The organism is Streptodolium elevatio (assembly GCF_053592165.1).
In genome coordinates this window covers 184034-199353 of record NZ_JBSFVE010000006.1, presented here as the reverse complement: position 1 = coordinate 199353, position 15320 = coordinate 184034, and the positions used below count along the sequence as shown (strand labels likewise).

At 71.2% G+C, this 15320-nt stretch carries 10 protein-coding genes; 6 read left to right on the top strand and 4 right to left on the bottom strand.

The features are described from left to right. Window positions 1-13 precede the first annotated feature (13 nt). Window positions 14-511 carry a phosphoribosyltransferase gene (locus ACWD12_RS14255; RefSeq protein WP_358351843.1) on the top strand — a complete coding sequence of 166 codons (498 nt, stop codon included), beginning with the start codon at window positions 14-16 and terminating at the stop codon, window positions 509-511. A 261-nt stretch (window positions 512-772) separates the two neighbouring features. Here ACWD12_RS14255 and ACWD12_RS14250 read toward each other — a convergent pair whose 3' ends face one another. From ACWD12_RS14250 to ACWD12_RS14240, 3 genes are all read right to left on the bottom strand, one after another. Further along, on the bottom strand, window positions 773-1414 hold the full coding sequence (locus ACWD12_RS14250) for a bifunctional DNA primase/polymerase (protein WP_450099787.1): 642 nt from the start codon (window positions 1412-1414) through the stop codon (window positions 773-775). 304 nt (window positions 1415-1718) lie between these two features. Continuing rightward, window positions 1719-2735, bottom strand: a complete 1017-nt coding sequence (locus ACWD12_RS14245; RefSeq protein WP_450099786.1) for a Yip1 family protein — start codon at window positions 2733-2735, stop codon at window positions 1719-1721. Between the two features lie 227 nt (window positions 2736-2962). Beyond that, window positions 2963-5263, bottom strand: coding sequence for a (Fe-S)-binding protein (locus ACWD12_RS14240; RefSeq protein WP_450099785.1), 2301 nt, complete (start codon window positions 5261-5263; stop codon window positions 2963-2965). A gap of 242 nt (window positions 5264-5505) precedes the next feature. Here ACWD12_RS14240 and ACWD12_RS14235 point away from each other — a divergent pair, with 242 nt between their 5' ends. The 5 genes from ACWD12_RS14235 to ACWD12_RS14215 all read left to right on the top strand — a co-directional run bounded on the left by ACWD12_RS14235 (window position 5506) and on the right by ACWD12_RS14215 (window position 11774). Further along, complete coding sequence (locus ACWD12_RS14235) at window positions 5506-7254, top strand: hypothetical protein (RefSeq protein ID WP_450099784.1); 1749 nt, start codon at window positions 5506-5508, stop codon at window positions 7252-7254. Between the two features lie 292 nt (window positions 7255-7546). Continuing rightward, window positions 7547-9412, top strand: a complete 1866-nt coding sequence (dnaK, locus tag ACWD12_RS14230; protein ID WP_358351856.1) for a molecular chaperone DnaK — start codon at window positions 7547-7549, stop codon at window positions 9410-9412. Next, on the top strand, window positions 9409-10044 hold the full coding sequence (gene grpE, locus ACWD12_RS14225) for a nucleotide exchange factor GrpE (RefSeq protein WP_358351859.1): 636 nt from the start codon (window positions 9409-9411) through the stop codon (window positions 10042-10044). The genes dnaK and grpE overlap by 4 nt, the downstream gene beginning before the upstream one ends. Window positions 10045-10099: 55 nt before the next feature. Continuing rightward, window positions 10100-11269, top strand: a complete 1170-nt coding sequence (gene dnaJ / locus ACWD12_RS14220; RefSeq protein WP_358351862.1) for a molecular chaperone DnaJ — start codon at window positions 10100-10102, stop codon at window positions 11267-11269. 1 nt (window position 11270) lies between these two features. After that, on the top strand, window positions 11271-11774 hold the full coding sequence (locus tag ACWD12_RS14215; protein ID WP_450099783.1) for a heat shock protein transcriptional repressor HspR: 504 nt from the start codon (window positions 11271-11273) through the stop codon (window positions 11772-11774). Window positions 11775-11862: 88 nt separating this feature from the next. On the opposite strand, the gene ACWD12_RS14210 is transcribed toward ACWD12_RS14215, so the two are convergent. Further along, window positions 11863-15309, bottom strand: a complete 3447-nt coding sequence (locus tag ACWD12_RS14210) for a hypothetical protein (protein WP_450099782.1) — start codon at window positions 15307-15309, stop codon at window positions 11863-11865. Window positions 15310-15320 lie beyond the last annotated feature (11 nt).

Sequence of the window (15320 nt, the reverse complement as noted above, 5' to 3'; positions counted from 1 at the left end):
TAGGGCCCCGACAATGACCGACGTGCGCGAGAACCTCACCTGGGAGCTCCTCGGCACCGCGACGCGGGAGCTTGCGGAGCGGGTCGCGGAGGACGGGTACGAGCCGGACATCATCCTGTCGATCGCGCGCGGCGGCGTGTTCGCGGCGGGGGCGCTGGCGTACGCGCTGGATGTCAAGAATCTGCACCTGGTGAACGTGGAGTTCTACACCGGCGTGGGGACCACGCTGGAGATGCCGATCATGTTGGCGCCGGTGCCGAACGTCATCGACTTCACGGACAAGAAGGTGTTGGTGGCGGACGACGTCGCCGACACCGGCAAGACGCTGAAGCTGGTGCGCGACTTCTGCGAGGGCGCGGTGGCCGATGTGCGCTGCGCGGTGATCTACGAGAAGCCGCAGTCGTCGGTGAAGTGCGAGTACGTGTGGAAGTACACCGAGGACTGGATCAATTTCCCGTGGTCGGTGCTGCCGCCGGTGGTCACCCGGGAAGGCCAGATCCTCGACGCGTAGGGGAGCCGGAGTCCCCGGACCGCGGCGGCGGCGGGCAGTTGGGTGAGCCGCCGGACGGACAACTGGAAGCAGACGTGACGAAGGCCCCGTGGCCGGGTGGGTGGCGACGGGGCCTTCGCGCGGCACTGTGCGGCACTGCTGGGACCCGGGGACCGTGAGTGCGGGGGTCGGCCGGGTCCGGCCCGCTTCCGCGTCCCCGGACGGCGTGGCCGGGCGGGCGACGACCGTGCGGTGCGGATGCGGTGCGGGCAGGGGAAGCGCTCAACCACTCACCTCCTCGCGCGCGTGCGGGGGCCTGGCCGGGTCCTGCTGGCAGGAGCGGACCAGGGTCCCCAGGAGTTCGACCGCCTCGGGCAGTCGCCGGTCGGCCGGGTCCGGGGGCACGGCCCAGCGCGGCTCGGGGCCGTCCGCTCCGCACGGGCCGGAGGGAGCGAGGACGACGTGGCCGATGCCGTGGTGGCGTACGTCGAGGTGGGCGGCGTCGTTGTGGTCGATCGTGTACCAGTACACGTCGCGCGCGCCGGGGCGCACCAGGAACAGCAGGCGGTCGGACGGCAGGTGCACGACCGGTCCCGGGGTGAAGCCGAGGTGGTTCAGCTCGTGGATCGCGGCGTAGCCGACGTGTGCGGGGGCGTCGAGTACGTCGAACTCCAGGCCGGTGGCGAGCAGTACCGAGTACGGCCGCCGGTTCCACCACGTCCTGATGACCTCGGACGACCGGCTCGCGGCCGCCAGGTCCACCGCGTCGGCGGGGTGCGCGCCGGGCTCCGGGCATCGGAGCGATCGGCAGGAGCAGCGGTCCTGGTCGACGTAGGCACCGGGCAGTACGGGCCATCCTCGATCCGTCGCGTAGAAGAGGGCGGCGGCCTGCAACGCCGCTTTGGTGCGTCTCCGCACGAGCATGTCCGGTCCTTAACCGCGGCGGTGGTGCGTCCCGGACTCGGTGGGGGGATACCGGGGATCGCCGCGTGGTCGCGTGCGCTGGATGTGCAGTTCCTGTCTCGTTGCGTTCCCGTGAGACGAGGAAACCGCGTCGCGCACGCGACGGGAAGATCCATCCGGGGCCTACATGGTGCCGCTTGTGGTCCGGGTGGTCCGCTTGTGGTCCGCTTTGCTCGTTCCGGCCCGTGTGCGGCACTGGTACGGCCCTCGCGCCGCCTCGCGCGGCCTCGCGCGGGACTTCCGCGCGGGTCCCGAGGGGCGCCGACTACGCGGACGTCAGCGGCAGTTTGAGCACCAGGAGCAGGGCGATCAACTGTACGGACACCGCGCCCAGCGCGCGCGCCCAGGCCAGTTCGTGCACCCGCATCGCAACTGCCGTGAGCAGCCAGGCCGTCAGCGCGAAGGACGCCACTCCGACAACCATGACCGCGTTGTTGTCGTCACTGGCGAACAACGACACCACCAGACGCGGTGCGTCGGTGAACCACGCCACCAGCGCGGCCAGCGTGATGAACGGCCCGGCGTCGCCGTTGCCGCCGAGCATCTGCGCCAGCATGTTGGACACCCAGCCGAGCACGACCATGAAGCCCGGGACCACGACGGCGGTGATGAGCATCGCCGGAACGCTGGTGGACAGGGTGCTGGTGACGACCTCGTCGCGGGCCTTGTCGTTGGCGACCATGGCGAGCACGCCGCAGATCGCCGAGACGATCAACGCGGGCCACCAGAACGCCTGGTCCCGCGCCCGTTCGAGCGTCGACAACGGGCGGCTGAGCAGGCCGCCGGACAGTTCCTGCCAGGTCAGCGGGCGGGACGGCGGGGGTGCGTAGGGGGCGTACGCCGCCTGGGCGTTGGGGTCGTACGGCTGCCCGTTGCGGTACACCGTGCTCTGCGCGCTCCGGCGCGGCGCGGGCGGCGGCACGGCCGGGGCTACCTGCGTGTACCCGTCGGGGGTCTCGCCGTAGACGTAGATGCTCGTCTCGTCGGGCAGCGAGAGCGGACCACCGGGGTACGCCGACTGCTGCTGCCCGCCCGGCTGTGCCTGCCGGGGGCGCGGCTGCGGCTGCTGCGGCTGCGCATAGTGCCCGTGCTGGGACTGCGACTGCGGCTGCTGCTGAGGCGGCGCCTGCCGCGCATGCGGTGCGGGCTGCTGCTGCGCGTACGGCGAGGGGTCCTGCGGGCGCGGTAGCGGCCGACCGTACTCGTCGTACTGGTCGGGTTGGCCGTACTGCGGTCCTTGGCCGTACTGCGGTCCGTAGGGGTAGCGGTCGTTGCCGGTCACACCCCTGACGGTACCGGGTGTGCGCCGGGTGGTGTTGTCGTAGGACTGACGTAATTTCGCGGGATGGATTGGTAGATCTGGAGACGTCGCCGACGCGCCCGGCCCGGACGCCGAAGCGCCGGGGACCGAGAAGGTCCGCCGGCGCTCCGGATCACCCGACAACCAAAACAACCGCGGCGAAAACGACATCCGCGACGCCCAAGACAACAGCGACGTCCGCGCGTCGACTACGACGGCTGCTCGCTCGCCGCCTCCTCGTTCGCGGCCCCGCCGGCCGCCCCGCCCGCGGGCGCCTCCGCCGGTGCCCCGACCAGCTCGGGCACCTTCACCGACTGCAGCAGCAGCTGCGAGACGTCGACGACCTGCGTCGACTCCTTCGCCTGGCCGCTCTGCTTCTTGCCGGTGACCGAGTCGGACAGCATGACGAGGCAGAACGGGCACGCGGTCGAGACGATGTCCGGGTTGAGGGACAGCGCCTCGTCGACGCGCTCGTTGTTGATGCGCTTGCCGATGCGCTCTTCCATCCACATGCGGGCACCGCCCGCGCCACAGCAGAAGCCGCGCTCCTTGTGGCGGTGCATCTCCTCGTTCCGCAGACCCGGCACCCTGGCGATGATCTCGCGCGGCGGCGAGTAGATCTTGTTGTGCCGGCCGAGGTAGCAGGGGTCGTGGTACGTGATCAGGCCCTCGACCGGGCCGACCGGCACCAGACGTCCTTCGTCCACCAGGTGCTGCAGCAGCTGCGTGTGGTGGATGACCTCGAACTTGCCCCCCAGCTGCGGGTACTCGTTCGCGATCGTGTTGAAGCAGTGCGGACAGGTGGTGACGATCCGCTTCTTCGACGCCGGGAGCTTGGTCGACTCGTCCTCGTCGTCCTCGCCGAACGCCATGTTCAGCGTCGCGACGTTCTGCGCGCCGAGCATCTGGAACAGGAACTCGTTGCCCAGGCGGCGGGCGGAGTCACCGGTGCAGGACTCCTCCTTGCCGAGGATCGCGTACTTGACGCCCGCGATGTGCAGCAGTTCGGCGAACGCCTTGGTGGTCTTCTTCGCCCGGTCCTCCAGCGCACCCGCGCAGCCGACCCAGTAGAGGTAGTCGACATCGGCGGGCTCGATGTCCTCGCCCATGATCGGCACCTCGATGCCGGTCGCCTTCTTGAGCTCCTTGACCCAGTCGAGGCGTGCCTTGGGGGCCAGGCCCCACGGGTTGCCCTTGTTCTCCAGGCCCTTGAGCATCGTGGCGGCCTCGGACGGGAACGCCGACTCGATCAGCACCTGGTAGCGGCGCATGTCGACGATGTGGTCGACGTGCTCGATGTCGACGGGGCACTGCTCGACGCACGCGCCGCACGTGGTGCAGGACCACAGCACGTCCGGGTCGATGATGCCGCCGTCCTCGGCGGTGCCGATCAGCGGACGCTCGGCCTCGGCGAGTGCCGCCGCCGGGACCTTGGCCAGCTGCTCCGAGGTGCCCTTCTCGTCGCCGCCCATGTCCTTGCCGCCACCCGCGAGCAGGTACGGCGCCTTCGCGAACGCGTGCTCGCGCAGCGACATGATGAGCAGCTTCGGGGACAGCGGCTTGCCGGTGTTCCACGCGGGGCACTGCGACTGGCAGCGGCCGCACTCGGTGCAGGTCGCGAAGTCCAGCAGGCCCTTCCACGAGAAGTGCTCGACCTGGCCGACGCCGAAGATGTCGTCGTCCTTCGGGTCCTCGAAGTCGATCTGCTGCCCGCCCGAGGTCATCGGCATGAGCGCGCCGAGCGCCACGCCGCCGTCGGGGTCGCGCTTGAAGTAGATGTTGAAGAACGCCGTGAAGCGGTGCCACGCGACACCCATGTTCGGGTTGACGCCGATGGTGACGGCCCACGCCATCGAGATGACGATCTTGATCATCGCGACGATGTAGATCAGGTTCTCCAGGCTGTCGACCGACAGTCCCTCGAACGCTTTCACCAGCGGGTACGAGAACGGGTAGTGCGCGTTCCACGACGACTCGTCGTTGAGCGCGCCCTCCAGGCCGCGCAGCGTCATGATGCACAGGCCGACCCCGAGCACGACGCCTTCGACGAAGTACGCCTGCCAGAAGGTCGAGCCGGAGAACCGCGACTTGCGGCCGGCCAGGCGCGGGTGGTTGAGCTGGCGGATGACGATCAGGACGAGGATGCCCAGGATCGTCATGAGGCCCATGAACTCCTCGAAGAAGTTCCAGACCACCCAGTGGCCGATGATCGGCAGGTGGAACTCGGCGTCGAAGAGTTGTCCGTACGCGTTCACGAGCGTCAGGATCAGCGCGCCGAAGCCGACCATGACGAACCAGTGCGCGGCTCCGACGATGCCCCACTTGAGCATCCGGGTGTGACCCAGGATCTCCGTGAGCATGGTGGTGAGGCGCTTGCCGACGGGTCCCGAGCGTCCGAGAACCGGTTGGCCGAGCTTGACGTACTGATAGATGTACGCGGCGGCTCGCCCGAGCAGGGCGAAGCCGACAACGCTGATGACCAGCGCTATGACGATGGCGGCGAGCTGCATCGCGGTTCTGCTCCTCCGGTGGGACGTCCCTTCCGGGGCGTGTATCGGCCGTCAGCGTACGGCCGTGCGTAGATCTTACCGACTAGTAACTTATCGGCTGAACGGATGATCTCCATCACTGTCATATGACGACCCGTCAGTTTTCCTGACTTCATGCTGCCATGCCGCGTCGGACGTCCTTGCGCGGGATCCCGGCAGGTGCTGCTCGATCGCGGATATCCGAGCCCACCTACCATCCGCACATGTCCGACCGATCCACTCCTCCACCGCCGCCGTTCCCTCCGCCGCAGCCCGAGCGCCCGCCCGGCCCGCCGCCGCAGTCCCAGCCCGGGTACCCGCAACCGCCTGCGCCATACCCGGGGCAGACCGCGCCCCAGGGCCATCCGGGGTACGCCCCGGACCCGCAGGCGAACCCGTATCCGAGCCCGCCTCCCGGCCCGAACGCGTATCCGGGCACGTACCCGAACCAGTGCGCCCCCGGCTACGGCCCGCCCCCACCCCAGGGCGGAGGCGGCGGCCGGCGCAAGGTGATCGCCATGGTCGCGGCGGGCGTTGCGCTCGCCCTGGTCGCCGGTCTCGGCGCGTGGTTCGCGCTGGCCGGGGACGACGAGGACAAGGCGTCGGCCACCGGCGGCGGTTCGACCGCCGGCCCGGGAGGGCAGCAGACCACCGGTTCCGGTGGAACGCCGCCCAAGGAGTCGGAGGCCAAGGTCGACCTCACCCGCCTGTGGGCCCTGCCCGCGGCGACGTCGGACACGTCGCTGCGCGGCGGCTGGGCCGGCGGCGACAAGGTGTACGTCCTGCGCGAAAAGGACATCACCGTCCACGACCTGGCGACCGGTGCCGAGTCCGCGAAGGTGGCCATGCCGGCCGGCTTCGAGGAGATATGCAGCGTCAAGGACACCCCCGTCGAGGGGGTCGGGCTCTTCGCCTGGGAATCGCCCGACGGCGGCTGCGCCAACGTCACCGCCGTGGACCTCGCCAAGAACACGGTGCTGTGGACGGCGAAGGACCTCTCGGAGGGCCTTTCCTTCGAGGTGGCGATCGGCGCCTACGGTGACCTCGCCGTCCTCGGGGCGGACGACACCGCCGTCGCCGTCGACCTCCGCACCGGCGGCGAACGCTGGCGGTGGCGGGCAAGCTCCGCCACGCCCCCCAAGGGCGGCTCCGGCTGGGACATCTCCGACCTCGCCGTCAGCGCCGACCAGGTGGCCCTGACCCTGCAGTCGTCGGCGTCGGGAGCCGTCAAGTACATCGGCGGCGTCGCGGTGCTCGACCCGGCCAAGGGCACCACCCGCGGATCCACGCAGCTGGCCAACGGCAACGACAGTTGGCCGACCCTGCTCTCGGCCGCGCCGCTCGTCGTGCTCGACGAGTACGACGACCCCAACGCCGACGAGGGTGCCAGCAACCTCGCCAAGGCCCTTGTCCTGGACGGCACCGCGAAGCCCACCGCGGAGATCCCGGTCGGCAAGGACGGCCTGGTACTGGACGAGCGCGGCTTCGACTTCATCGACCCCAACGAGAACCTCGGCGGCGTCCTCGTGCACGGGAACGTCCTGTACACGCAGATGGGCACCGACGAGGACGAGGGGAAGGTCGGGGCATTCGACCTGACCACCGGGAAGCTGATCTGGTCGGCGTCCGTGGGGATGGAAGGCTACGTGCGCATGCTCGAGGCGGACGAAAAGGGCTTCACCCTGCTCGTCGGCGGCAGCAAGTACGACGGCGGTGAGGGCAAGGTGATCCGCTTCGCCGCCGCGGACGGGAAGCCGACGACGGTGCACGTGCTGCGCGCGGGACCCGGCGCGGGATCGGGCGCGGGATCGGGAAGCGGAGCCACGGGAACCGGCCCCACGCGCGCGACGGACCCGAAGGAAGGCGTCGTCGTGGACCCCGAGGGCCTGGCCGTCGTCCTTCCGGACAACCGCGTGCTGCAGTTCTCCACGAGCGACGCGACCCGTCCCGTGGAGATGTACGGCGCGAGCTGATCACAAGAACTGATCACAAGTACCGACTCCGAGTGCCGACTCCGAGCGCCGACTCCAAGGGCCGCCCCTGGAGCCGACCCTGAGGATCCGACCCGATCCTCCGGTCGGTCCGGGGCGGCTCGGAGCGTCGGGTTGATGGTGCTTGACCTGGTTCGCCTCCGTGTATGACGCTGCTACAGGCAGTAAAGTTGAGTCAGGAATACTCAAGCGGTTTGACGCCGTTGTATCGGGCGTTCATCCTTGAGCGCGTATCACTCAACACTTCCCCGAGCAGTCCCCTGGAGGCTCCAACATGGCACGTGCGGTCGGAATCGACCTCGGTACGACGAACTCTGTCGTCAGCGTTCTCGAAGGCGGCGAGTCGACCGTCATCACCAACGCGGAGGGGTCCCGGACCACACCGTCCGTGGTGGCCTTCGCGAAGAACGGTGAGGTGCTCGTCGGCGAGGTCGCCAAGCGCCAGGCGGTCACGAACGTCGACCGGACCATCCGTTCGGTCAAGCGTCACATGGGCACGGACTGGTCCGTCGCCATCGACGACAAGAAGTACACCCCGCAGGAGATCAGCGCCCGCATCCTGCAGAAGCTGAAGCGCGACGCCGAGGCGTACCTGGGCGAGAAGGTCACCGACGCGGTGATCACCGTCCCGGCGTACTTCAACGACGCCGAGCGCCAGGCCACCAAGGAGGCCGGCGAGATCGCGGGGCTCAACGTCCTGCGCATCGTCAACGAGCCCACCGCCGCCGCGCTGGCGTACGGCCTCGACAAGGGCGATGAGCAGACCATCCTCGTCTTCGACCTCGGCGGCGGCACCTTCGACGTGTCGCTCCTGGAGATCGGTGACGGCGTCGTCGAGGTCAAGGCGACCAACGGCGACAACCACCTCGGCGGCGACGACTGGGACCAGCGCGTCGTCGACCACCTGGTGAAGCAGTTCCAGAACGCCCACGGCGTGGACCTGGCCAAGGACAAGATGGCGCTGCAGCGCCTGCGCGAGGCGGCGGAGAAGGCCAAGATCGAGCTCTCCAGCTCGACCGAGACCACCATCAACCTCCCCTACATCACCGCTTCGGCCGAGGGCCCGCTGCACCTGGACGAGAAGCTGACCCGCGCGCAGTTCCAGCAGCTGACGCAGGACCTGCTCGACCGCGTCAAGGTGCCGTTCCACAACGTCATCAAGGACGCCGGGATCCAGCTCTCCGAGATCCACCACGTCGTCCTGGTCGGCGGCTCGACCCGGATGCCGGCCGTCGCCGAGGTCGTGCGCGAGCTGACCGGCGGCCGGGAGCCCAACAAGGGCGTCAACCCGGACGAGGTCGTCGCGATCGGCGCCGCGCTCCAGGCCGGTGTCCTCAAGGGCGAGGTCAAGGACGTCCTGCTGCTCGACGTCACCCCGCTGTCCCTCGGCATCGAGACCAAGGGCGGCATCATGACGAGGCTGATCGAGCGCAACACGACGATCCCGACCAAGCGTTCGGAGATCTTCACGACGGCGGACGACAACCAGCCGTCCGTGCAGATCCAGGTCTTCCAGGGCGAGCGCGAGATCGCCCAGTACAACAAGAAGCTCGGCATGTTCGAGCTGACCGGCCTGCCGCCCGCGCCGCGCGGCGTGCCGCAGATCGAGGTCACCTTCGACATCGACGCCAACGGCATCGTCCACGTGTCCGCCAAGGACCTCGGGACGGGCAAGGAGCAGTCGATGACCATCACCGGCGGCTCGGGCCTGCCCAAGGACGACATCTCCCGCATGATGCGCGAGGCCGAGGAGCACGCCGAGGACGACAAGAAGCGCCGCGAGGACGCGGAGACCCGCAACCAGGCGGAGCAGCTCGTCTACACCACCGAGAAGTTCCTCGGCGACAACGGCGACAAGGTCCCGGGCGACGTCAAGACCGAGGTCGAGGCCACCCTCGTCGAGCTGAAGGACGCGCTCAAGGGCGAGGACATCGCCAAGATCCGCGACGCCGCCGAGAAGGTCGCCACCACGAGCCAGAAGCTGGGCTCGGCGATGTACGCCGGCGCGCAGGCGGGCGACGCGGCCGGGGCCGCGGGTGCGGCGGGCGCTTCCGCGGGTAACACTGCGGGGACTCCCGACGATGATGTCGTCGACGCGGAGATCGTCGACGAGGACAAGCGTGAGGGTGGTGCTGCGTGACGGAGGGGACGCACGGCTTCCCCGAGGAGCCGGTGATCCGCGACAAGCGACGGATCGATCCCCAGACCGGTGAGGTCCGATCCACCGCGGCGCAGGAAGGGGCCGCCCGCGAGGGCGGTCCCGCCCCCGCCGAGACCGCGGCGGCCGGCGGCGGCTCCTCGGCCGAGCTGGACGAGGTCCGCAACGCGCTTGCCGAGCGCACGCTCGACCTGCAGCGGCTCCAGGCGGAGTACGCCAACTACCGCAAGCGCGTCGACCGCGACCGCCAGGCGGTGGGCGAGGTGGCCTTGGTCAAGGTGCTCACCGAGCTCCTGCCGGTGCTGGACGACATCGGCCGCGCGCGCGACCACGGCGAACTGGCGGGCGGCTTCAAGTCGGTGGCCGAGTCGCTGGAGTCCATCGTCGCCAAGATGGGCCTGCAGAGCTTCGGCAAGAAGGGCGAGCCCTTCGACCCCGTCGTCCACGAGGCGCTGCTGCACAGCTACGCCCCGGACGTGACCGAGCCGACCTGTGTGGAAATCCTCCAGCCCGGCTACCAGTTCCGCGAGCGGGTCATCCGTCCCGCACGCGTCGCGGTGGCCGAGCCGGCGGAGGCGACCGAGGCCCCGGCCTCGGAAGCGGACAGCAGCTGAGCCCGCGCACGGCCGCACGCGACAGACTGACCAGACCGGAGGGAGGCGGGACGCCGTGAGTACCAAGGACTACCTCGAGAAGGACTTCTACAAGGTCCTCGGCGTCCCGAAGGACGCCGGGACCGCGGAGATCAAGAAGGCGTACCGCAAGCTCGCCCGCGAGTACCACCCCGATGCCAACAAGGGTGACGCGAAGGCGGAGGAGCGGTTCAAGGAGATCTCCGAGGCCTACGACGTACTCGCCGACGAGAAGCGGCGCAAGGAGTACGACGAGGCCCGGACCCTGTTCGGCAACGGCGGCTTCCGCCCGCCGGGCGGGGCCGGTGCCGGCGGCTTTCCCTTCGACCTGGGCGACCTGTTCGGGCAGCCCGGAGGGCCGGGCCAGCCGCCCGGCGGTGCCGGGGGCATCGGCGACCTGTTCGGCGGCCTCTTCGGCCGCGCCGGTGCGCGGCAGGCTCCGCCGCGCCGCGGCCAGGACGTCGAGTCCGAGGTCACCCTCAACTTCTCCGACGCGGTGGACGGCGCCACCGTGCCGATCAGGCTCACGAGTTCGGAGCCGTGCCACCACTGCAACGGCACGGGCGCGGCGGCCGGCACCATGCCGCGCGCGTGTCCGACGTGCAGCGGCACCGGGCAGACCAGCCGCAACCAGGGCGGGTTCGCCTTCTCCGAGCCGTGCCGCGACTGCAAGGGGCGCGGGCTGCTCGTCGACGACCCGTGCATCGTGTGCCACGGCTCCGGGCGGGCCCGCAGCGCGCGCACCATGCAGGTGCGAGTGCCCGCGGGCGTGCAGGACGGCCAGCGCATACGCCTGAAGGGCAAGGGTGCCCCCGGCGAACGCGGGGGTCCTGCCGGGGACTTGTACGTCGTCGTGCACGTGCGTCCGCACCCGGTGTTCGGCCGCAAGGGCGACAACCTGACCGTCACCGCCCCGGTGACATTCCCCGAGGCGGTGCTCGGGGCCGAGGTCACCGTGCCCACTCTGGGCGGTACCCCGGTGACGCTCAAACTCCCGGCCGGTACGAAGAACGGCGCGACCCTGCGCGTGCGGGGCCGCGGCGCGGCACGGAAGGACGGTTCGCGCGGCGACCTGCTGGTCACCGTGGAGGTCACCGTCCCGAAGGACCTGGACCCGAAGGCGCTCGAGGCGCTGGAGGCGTACCGGGCCGCGACCGCATCAGTGGACCCGCGCGCCAAACTGATGGAAGCGGCGAAGGGAGCGTGACATGCGAGCGGACGGAGGTCTCCCCGGAGGCCTGCCAGGCGGGTTCCCCGGCGGCCCCTCCGGAGGCCGGTCACCCGGGCGCCGCTACGAACTGAGCGAGATCACACCCGTGTACGTCATCTCGGTGGCGGCCCAGCTCTCCGGCCTGCACCCGCAGACACTGCGCCAGTACGACCGCCTCGGCCTGGTCTCGCCGGACCGCACGGCCGGGCGCGGGCGCCGCTACTCGGCGCGCGACATTATGCAACTGCGCGAGGTGCAGCGGCTCTCCCAGGAGGAGGGCATCAACCTCGCCGGCATCAAGCGCATCCTCGAACTGGAGAACCACGTCGAGGCGTTGCGCATGCGCGTCGCCGAACTGGAGGCCGCCGCGGCCGAGGCGGGCGCCGTCCAGGCGCAGCGCGAGGCCGCGGTGCACGCGTCGTACCGCCGGGACCTGGTGAGGGTCCAGCCGCAGGGCACCGCCCTGGTGGTGTGGCGGCCCAAGCGCGGCCGCCAGGACTGACGCGGAAACGACCCGAACAGGCACGCACGTGTGTGGGCCCCGTACCGGACCGGTACGGGGCCCACACATGTTTCGGTGTCCTTCGCGGCTACTCACGCGCCGTCGCCAGCGCTCGGGCGGCGTGGCTCACGTCCGGTACGGGGTGCGCGCGCAATTCGCGTACCAGGGCGCGCCATTCGGACGACCACCCGGTCAGCGGGCCGGTCTCGCCGGCCAGCGCGAGGGCGAGCAGCCCGGTCGCCACGGTTCGGTCCGCGGCCAACGCGGCGACCGGGGCGAGGAGTTCGTCCGGTGTCACCGGCGCGACGTAGCTCGTGACCCGGGCGCGTAGGCGGCGGCCCGCCCGGAAGGCCAGCAGCGGGCTGTCGGCGCACCGGACCGCGACCGCGCGCAGTCCTGCGGTGATCACGTCCTCGTCGCCGTGCAACGGCACGGCCTCGGCGAGCAATTGCACACCCTCGTACGGGAATCCGCGGTTGTCGGCCAGGTGTTCGGCCAGGCGCCGCACCTCCGCCGCGGTGACGGACGGCGGCTGCTGCCGTGCCCACGCGCGCGTGAGCTTCACGAGGTGGCGGAGCCGCCGCGCGGCGGGCCGGTCCCGACCCGCCGCGGCGTCCAGCGGCCCGCCCGCCTCGGCGTGTGCCGCGTCGGCCAACACGTCGACGGTGGCGAGGAATTCGTCCCCCGCGAAGCCGTCCCTGACGAGCCCTTGGATCGCCTCGGCGGCGTCCTTCCAACCCTTGCGCACGGTCAGGTCGCGGACCGCGGCGTGCACGCGCTCGACCTCGCCCGGCGCCCACGGCGACCACCGGGTGAACGCCTGGTACGCGGCCCGCCGCACGGCGGCGTGCTCGTGCCCGCACGTGGTGACCACCAGGGCCGCGAACCGCGCACGGTCACCGGCGGCAAGGTCGAGCGGGTGCACGGCGACGGGCACGGTGGCGACGTCCCGCGGCCCGGCGACGGCGCGTTCGACGACTGTCCAGGAGCTCGGCCGATCCAGGCGCGACAGCAGGGCGACCAGGGCCGCGCGCAGGACGTCGCGGTGCACGTCGTCGCGCGTGGCCGTGTCCGCGACGCGCTCGACGCCGTCCGGCACCCCGCGCTCGACCAGGAGCCGCACCGCTTCCTTGCGCACGGTGACCTTGCCGGCCGGTGCGGTCAGCAACGCGTCGAGGAGCGGCCCGAGTTGCGAGGGGGCGACGTACCGGCTGACGCGACTGGCGGTGTACATCGCCGCGTGCGTGTCGTCGCCGGAGACCCGGGCGAGCAGCACCGGAAGGATCTCGGCGTGCCCCTCCACCCGGGCCGCGCCGGCGAGTGCCGCGTCGCGCACGAGGGCGTCGGGGGAGTCGAGGTGGGGCAGCACCAGCGCCCGTCCGGTGCCCGGCACGTGGGCCAGGTCGGCGAGCCAGGCGGCGCGTTCGGTGGCGGGCAGGGTCTCGTCGGTGACCTGCGCCGCGGCGAGCCGGGCGTACGCCTCGCGCTGCCGGGGCAGCAGGCGTGCGGTGTCGCGACCGATGCGGGGCACCCAGACGTCGGACGCGGGGGCGAAGCGGCCCCGCGGCCGTTCGCCGGTGAGGTAGGGGTCGAGCAGGTCGGTGCGGCGGCGCAGCACCGCGTCGCGTACCGAAGGCAGTGTGAACGTGGACGGATCGGCGGCCAGGACCTCCGCGGTGCGCGCGTCGCGGTGCCGCGGGTCGGCGAGCCGGTGCGGGACCGCGGAGGAGGCGGCGCTTGTGTCGCCGAGCCGTACGGCCTCCTCCAGCAGGTCCTGGAGCGCGTCGATCTCCCAGCCCTTCCGGCCGAGTTGGCCGGCGAGCGCGAGGGTGGGCGCGTAGTCGCGCCGGTCGGCGGCGGCCCGTACGGCCGGCAGCAGGGCGTCGAAGACCTGTGTCTCGATGCCGCGGAGGCATTCGTTCGGGACCCAGAAGTCCTTGGCGACCGAGGGCTGCCCCAGGGTCCGCCGGGCCCATTCGGCCAACTGCGAGTCGCCCTCGGCCGACCGACGGTCGGCTCCGGGCGATTGCCGGTCGCCGTCGGCCGCCCCCTGGGAGTCGGCGGCCCCGGCACGCCTGGTCACGTCTGCCAGGACCTCGGCGGCCAGTGACTGGAGCCTGGTGCGGGTCGCCCAGGACAGGTCGACGGCCTCGAACGCGTGGTGGCCGAGGACGTCCAGGGCATCGGCGGCCTCGTCGGTGAACAACCAGCGCGGGACGTCGTCGAGCGCGTCGAACACCGCGGACCGCACCGGGTCCTGGTCCTTGCGCACCCGGTCGAGGTCCTCGGTGAGGGCCGCGGCGAAGCGCCGGGGGTCGCGGGTGCGGGCGGCGCACCCGATCAGTGCGCGGTACCCGTTCGCGCGGTCGTACGCGTCGGGGCGGCGGCACTCGGCGAGCAGTTCCCCGCGCACTTCGTCGTACGGCAGTCGGGCGAGCATGTGCTGCCGTGCGTCGGTGTCGTCCTCTGCCTCGGCCACCGCGAGCATGCGGCGTGCCTCGGCGATGCGCCGTGCGGTGGGCAGGAGTTCGAGGACGTCCTCGTCGATCTCCCATTGGGACAGGTCGACGTCCGCGTGGACCGCGTCGAAGAACGCCTCGCGGGCGCTCGGCGGGAAGGCGCGCAGCAGGGATGTGAACAGGGCCTCGTTGTCGCGCACGGCGCGCCCGAGGTCGGCCAGGTTCTCCGTCGCGGCGGCGGCGAGGCGGTGGGCCACGCCGCGGGACAGGGCGGGACCGTGGTGGCCGGCGCGGATGAGCGCGTCGACCGTGCGGCGCGGGTCGGCGGCGACGAGCAGGTGAAGTCGGGGGGCGACGCCCCAAGGCATCATGCCCTGTCGGGTATGGCGTTCCAGCAGATCCAGTACGCGAAGCGGTCGGCTCTCCGCGGCGATTCCCACCGCCTGGCCGTGCCGCTGCCACCACGCCGCGCGCAACGAGGCGGGCAGGTCGGAGAGTTCGCGGTCGGCGGCGTCGAGGACGAGGTCGGGCGTACGCCGTGCGAGCGCGCGCGAGAGCGTGGGGGTGAACGGGAGCACAGGCAGGACGGCCGCCACGGCGTCGGGCGAGCAGGCAGGCAGCAGCACCGCGGCCTCGTCGGGGCCATAGGCCGCCGCGATGTCGCCCACGATGCGGTCGGCGAGAGCCGTACGCCGGCCGCGTCGGATCGCGCGGTACACCTCGGACCTGAGTATCTGGGGTGCGTCGTCGAGGAGTTCTGCCAGGGCGTCGTCCGGAACCGGCATCTTGGCGGCGGAGCGGACGGCCCAGCGCGCGAGGTCCGGTTCGGGGGCGTGTAGGGCGGTGGTCACGAACGCGGTGTCCGCGACCGAGATGGCCATGTGCAGGGCGGTCTCGCGCCCGAAGCGGTCCATGGCCCACAATTCGGCCAGGACGTCGGTGAGTTCGCCGGTCCGGGCGAGCTGCCGCGCGGTGTCGCGGGCGAGGCCGCGCCGCCCGGCGTATGGCAGGGCGTCGAGTGCCTCGAGGAGTTGCCTGACATGGTCGGCCGAGGACTGCGCTTGGGTGGGTGCCATCGGCCAAGTAT

Coding starts and splice junctions, on each gene's coding strand:
- ACWD12_RS14215 (WP_450099783.1), top strand. CDS start 11,271: ATGCGAGCGGACGGAGGTCTCCCCGGAGGCCTGCCAGGCGGGTTCCCC.
- ACWD12_RS14240 (WP_450099785.1), bottom strand. CDS start 5,263: ATGCAGCTCGCCGCCATCGTCATAGCGCTGGTCATCAGCGTTGTCGGC.
- dnaK (WP_358351856.1), top strand. CDS start 7,547: ATGGCACGTGCGGTCGGAATCGACCTCGGTACGACGAACTCTGTCGTC.
- ACWD12_RS14250 (WP_450099787.1), bottom strand. CDS start 1,414: ATGCTCGTGCGGAGACGCACCAAAGCGGCGTTGCAGGCCGCCGCCCTC.
- ACWD12_RS14235 (WP_450099784.1), top strand. CDS start 5,506: ATGTCCGACCGATCCACTCCTCCACCGCCGCCGTTCCCTCCGCCGCAG.
- ACWD12_RS14255 (WP_358351843.1), top strand. CDS start 14: ATGACCGACGTGCGCGAGAACCTCACCTGGGAGCTCCTCGGCACCGCG.
- ACWD12_RS14210 (WP_450099782.1), bottom strand. CDS start 15,309: ATGGCACCCACCCAAGCGCAGTCCTCGGCCGACCATGTCAGGCAACTC.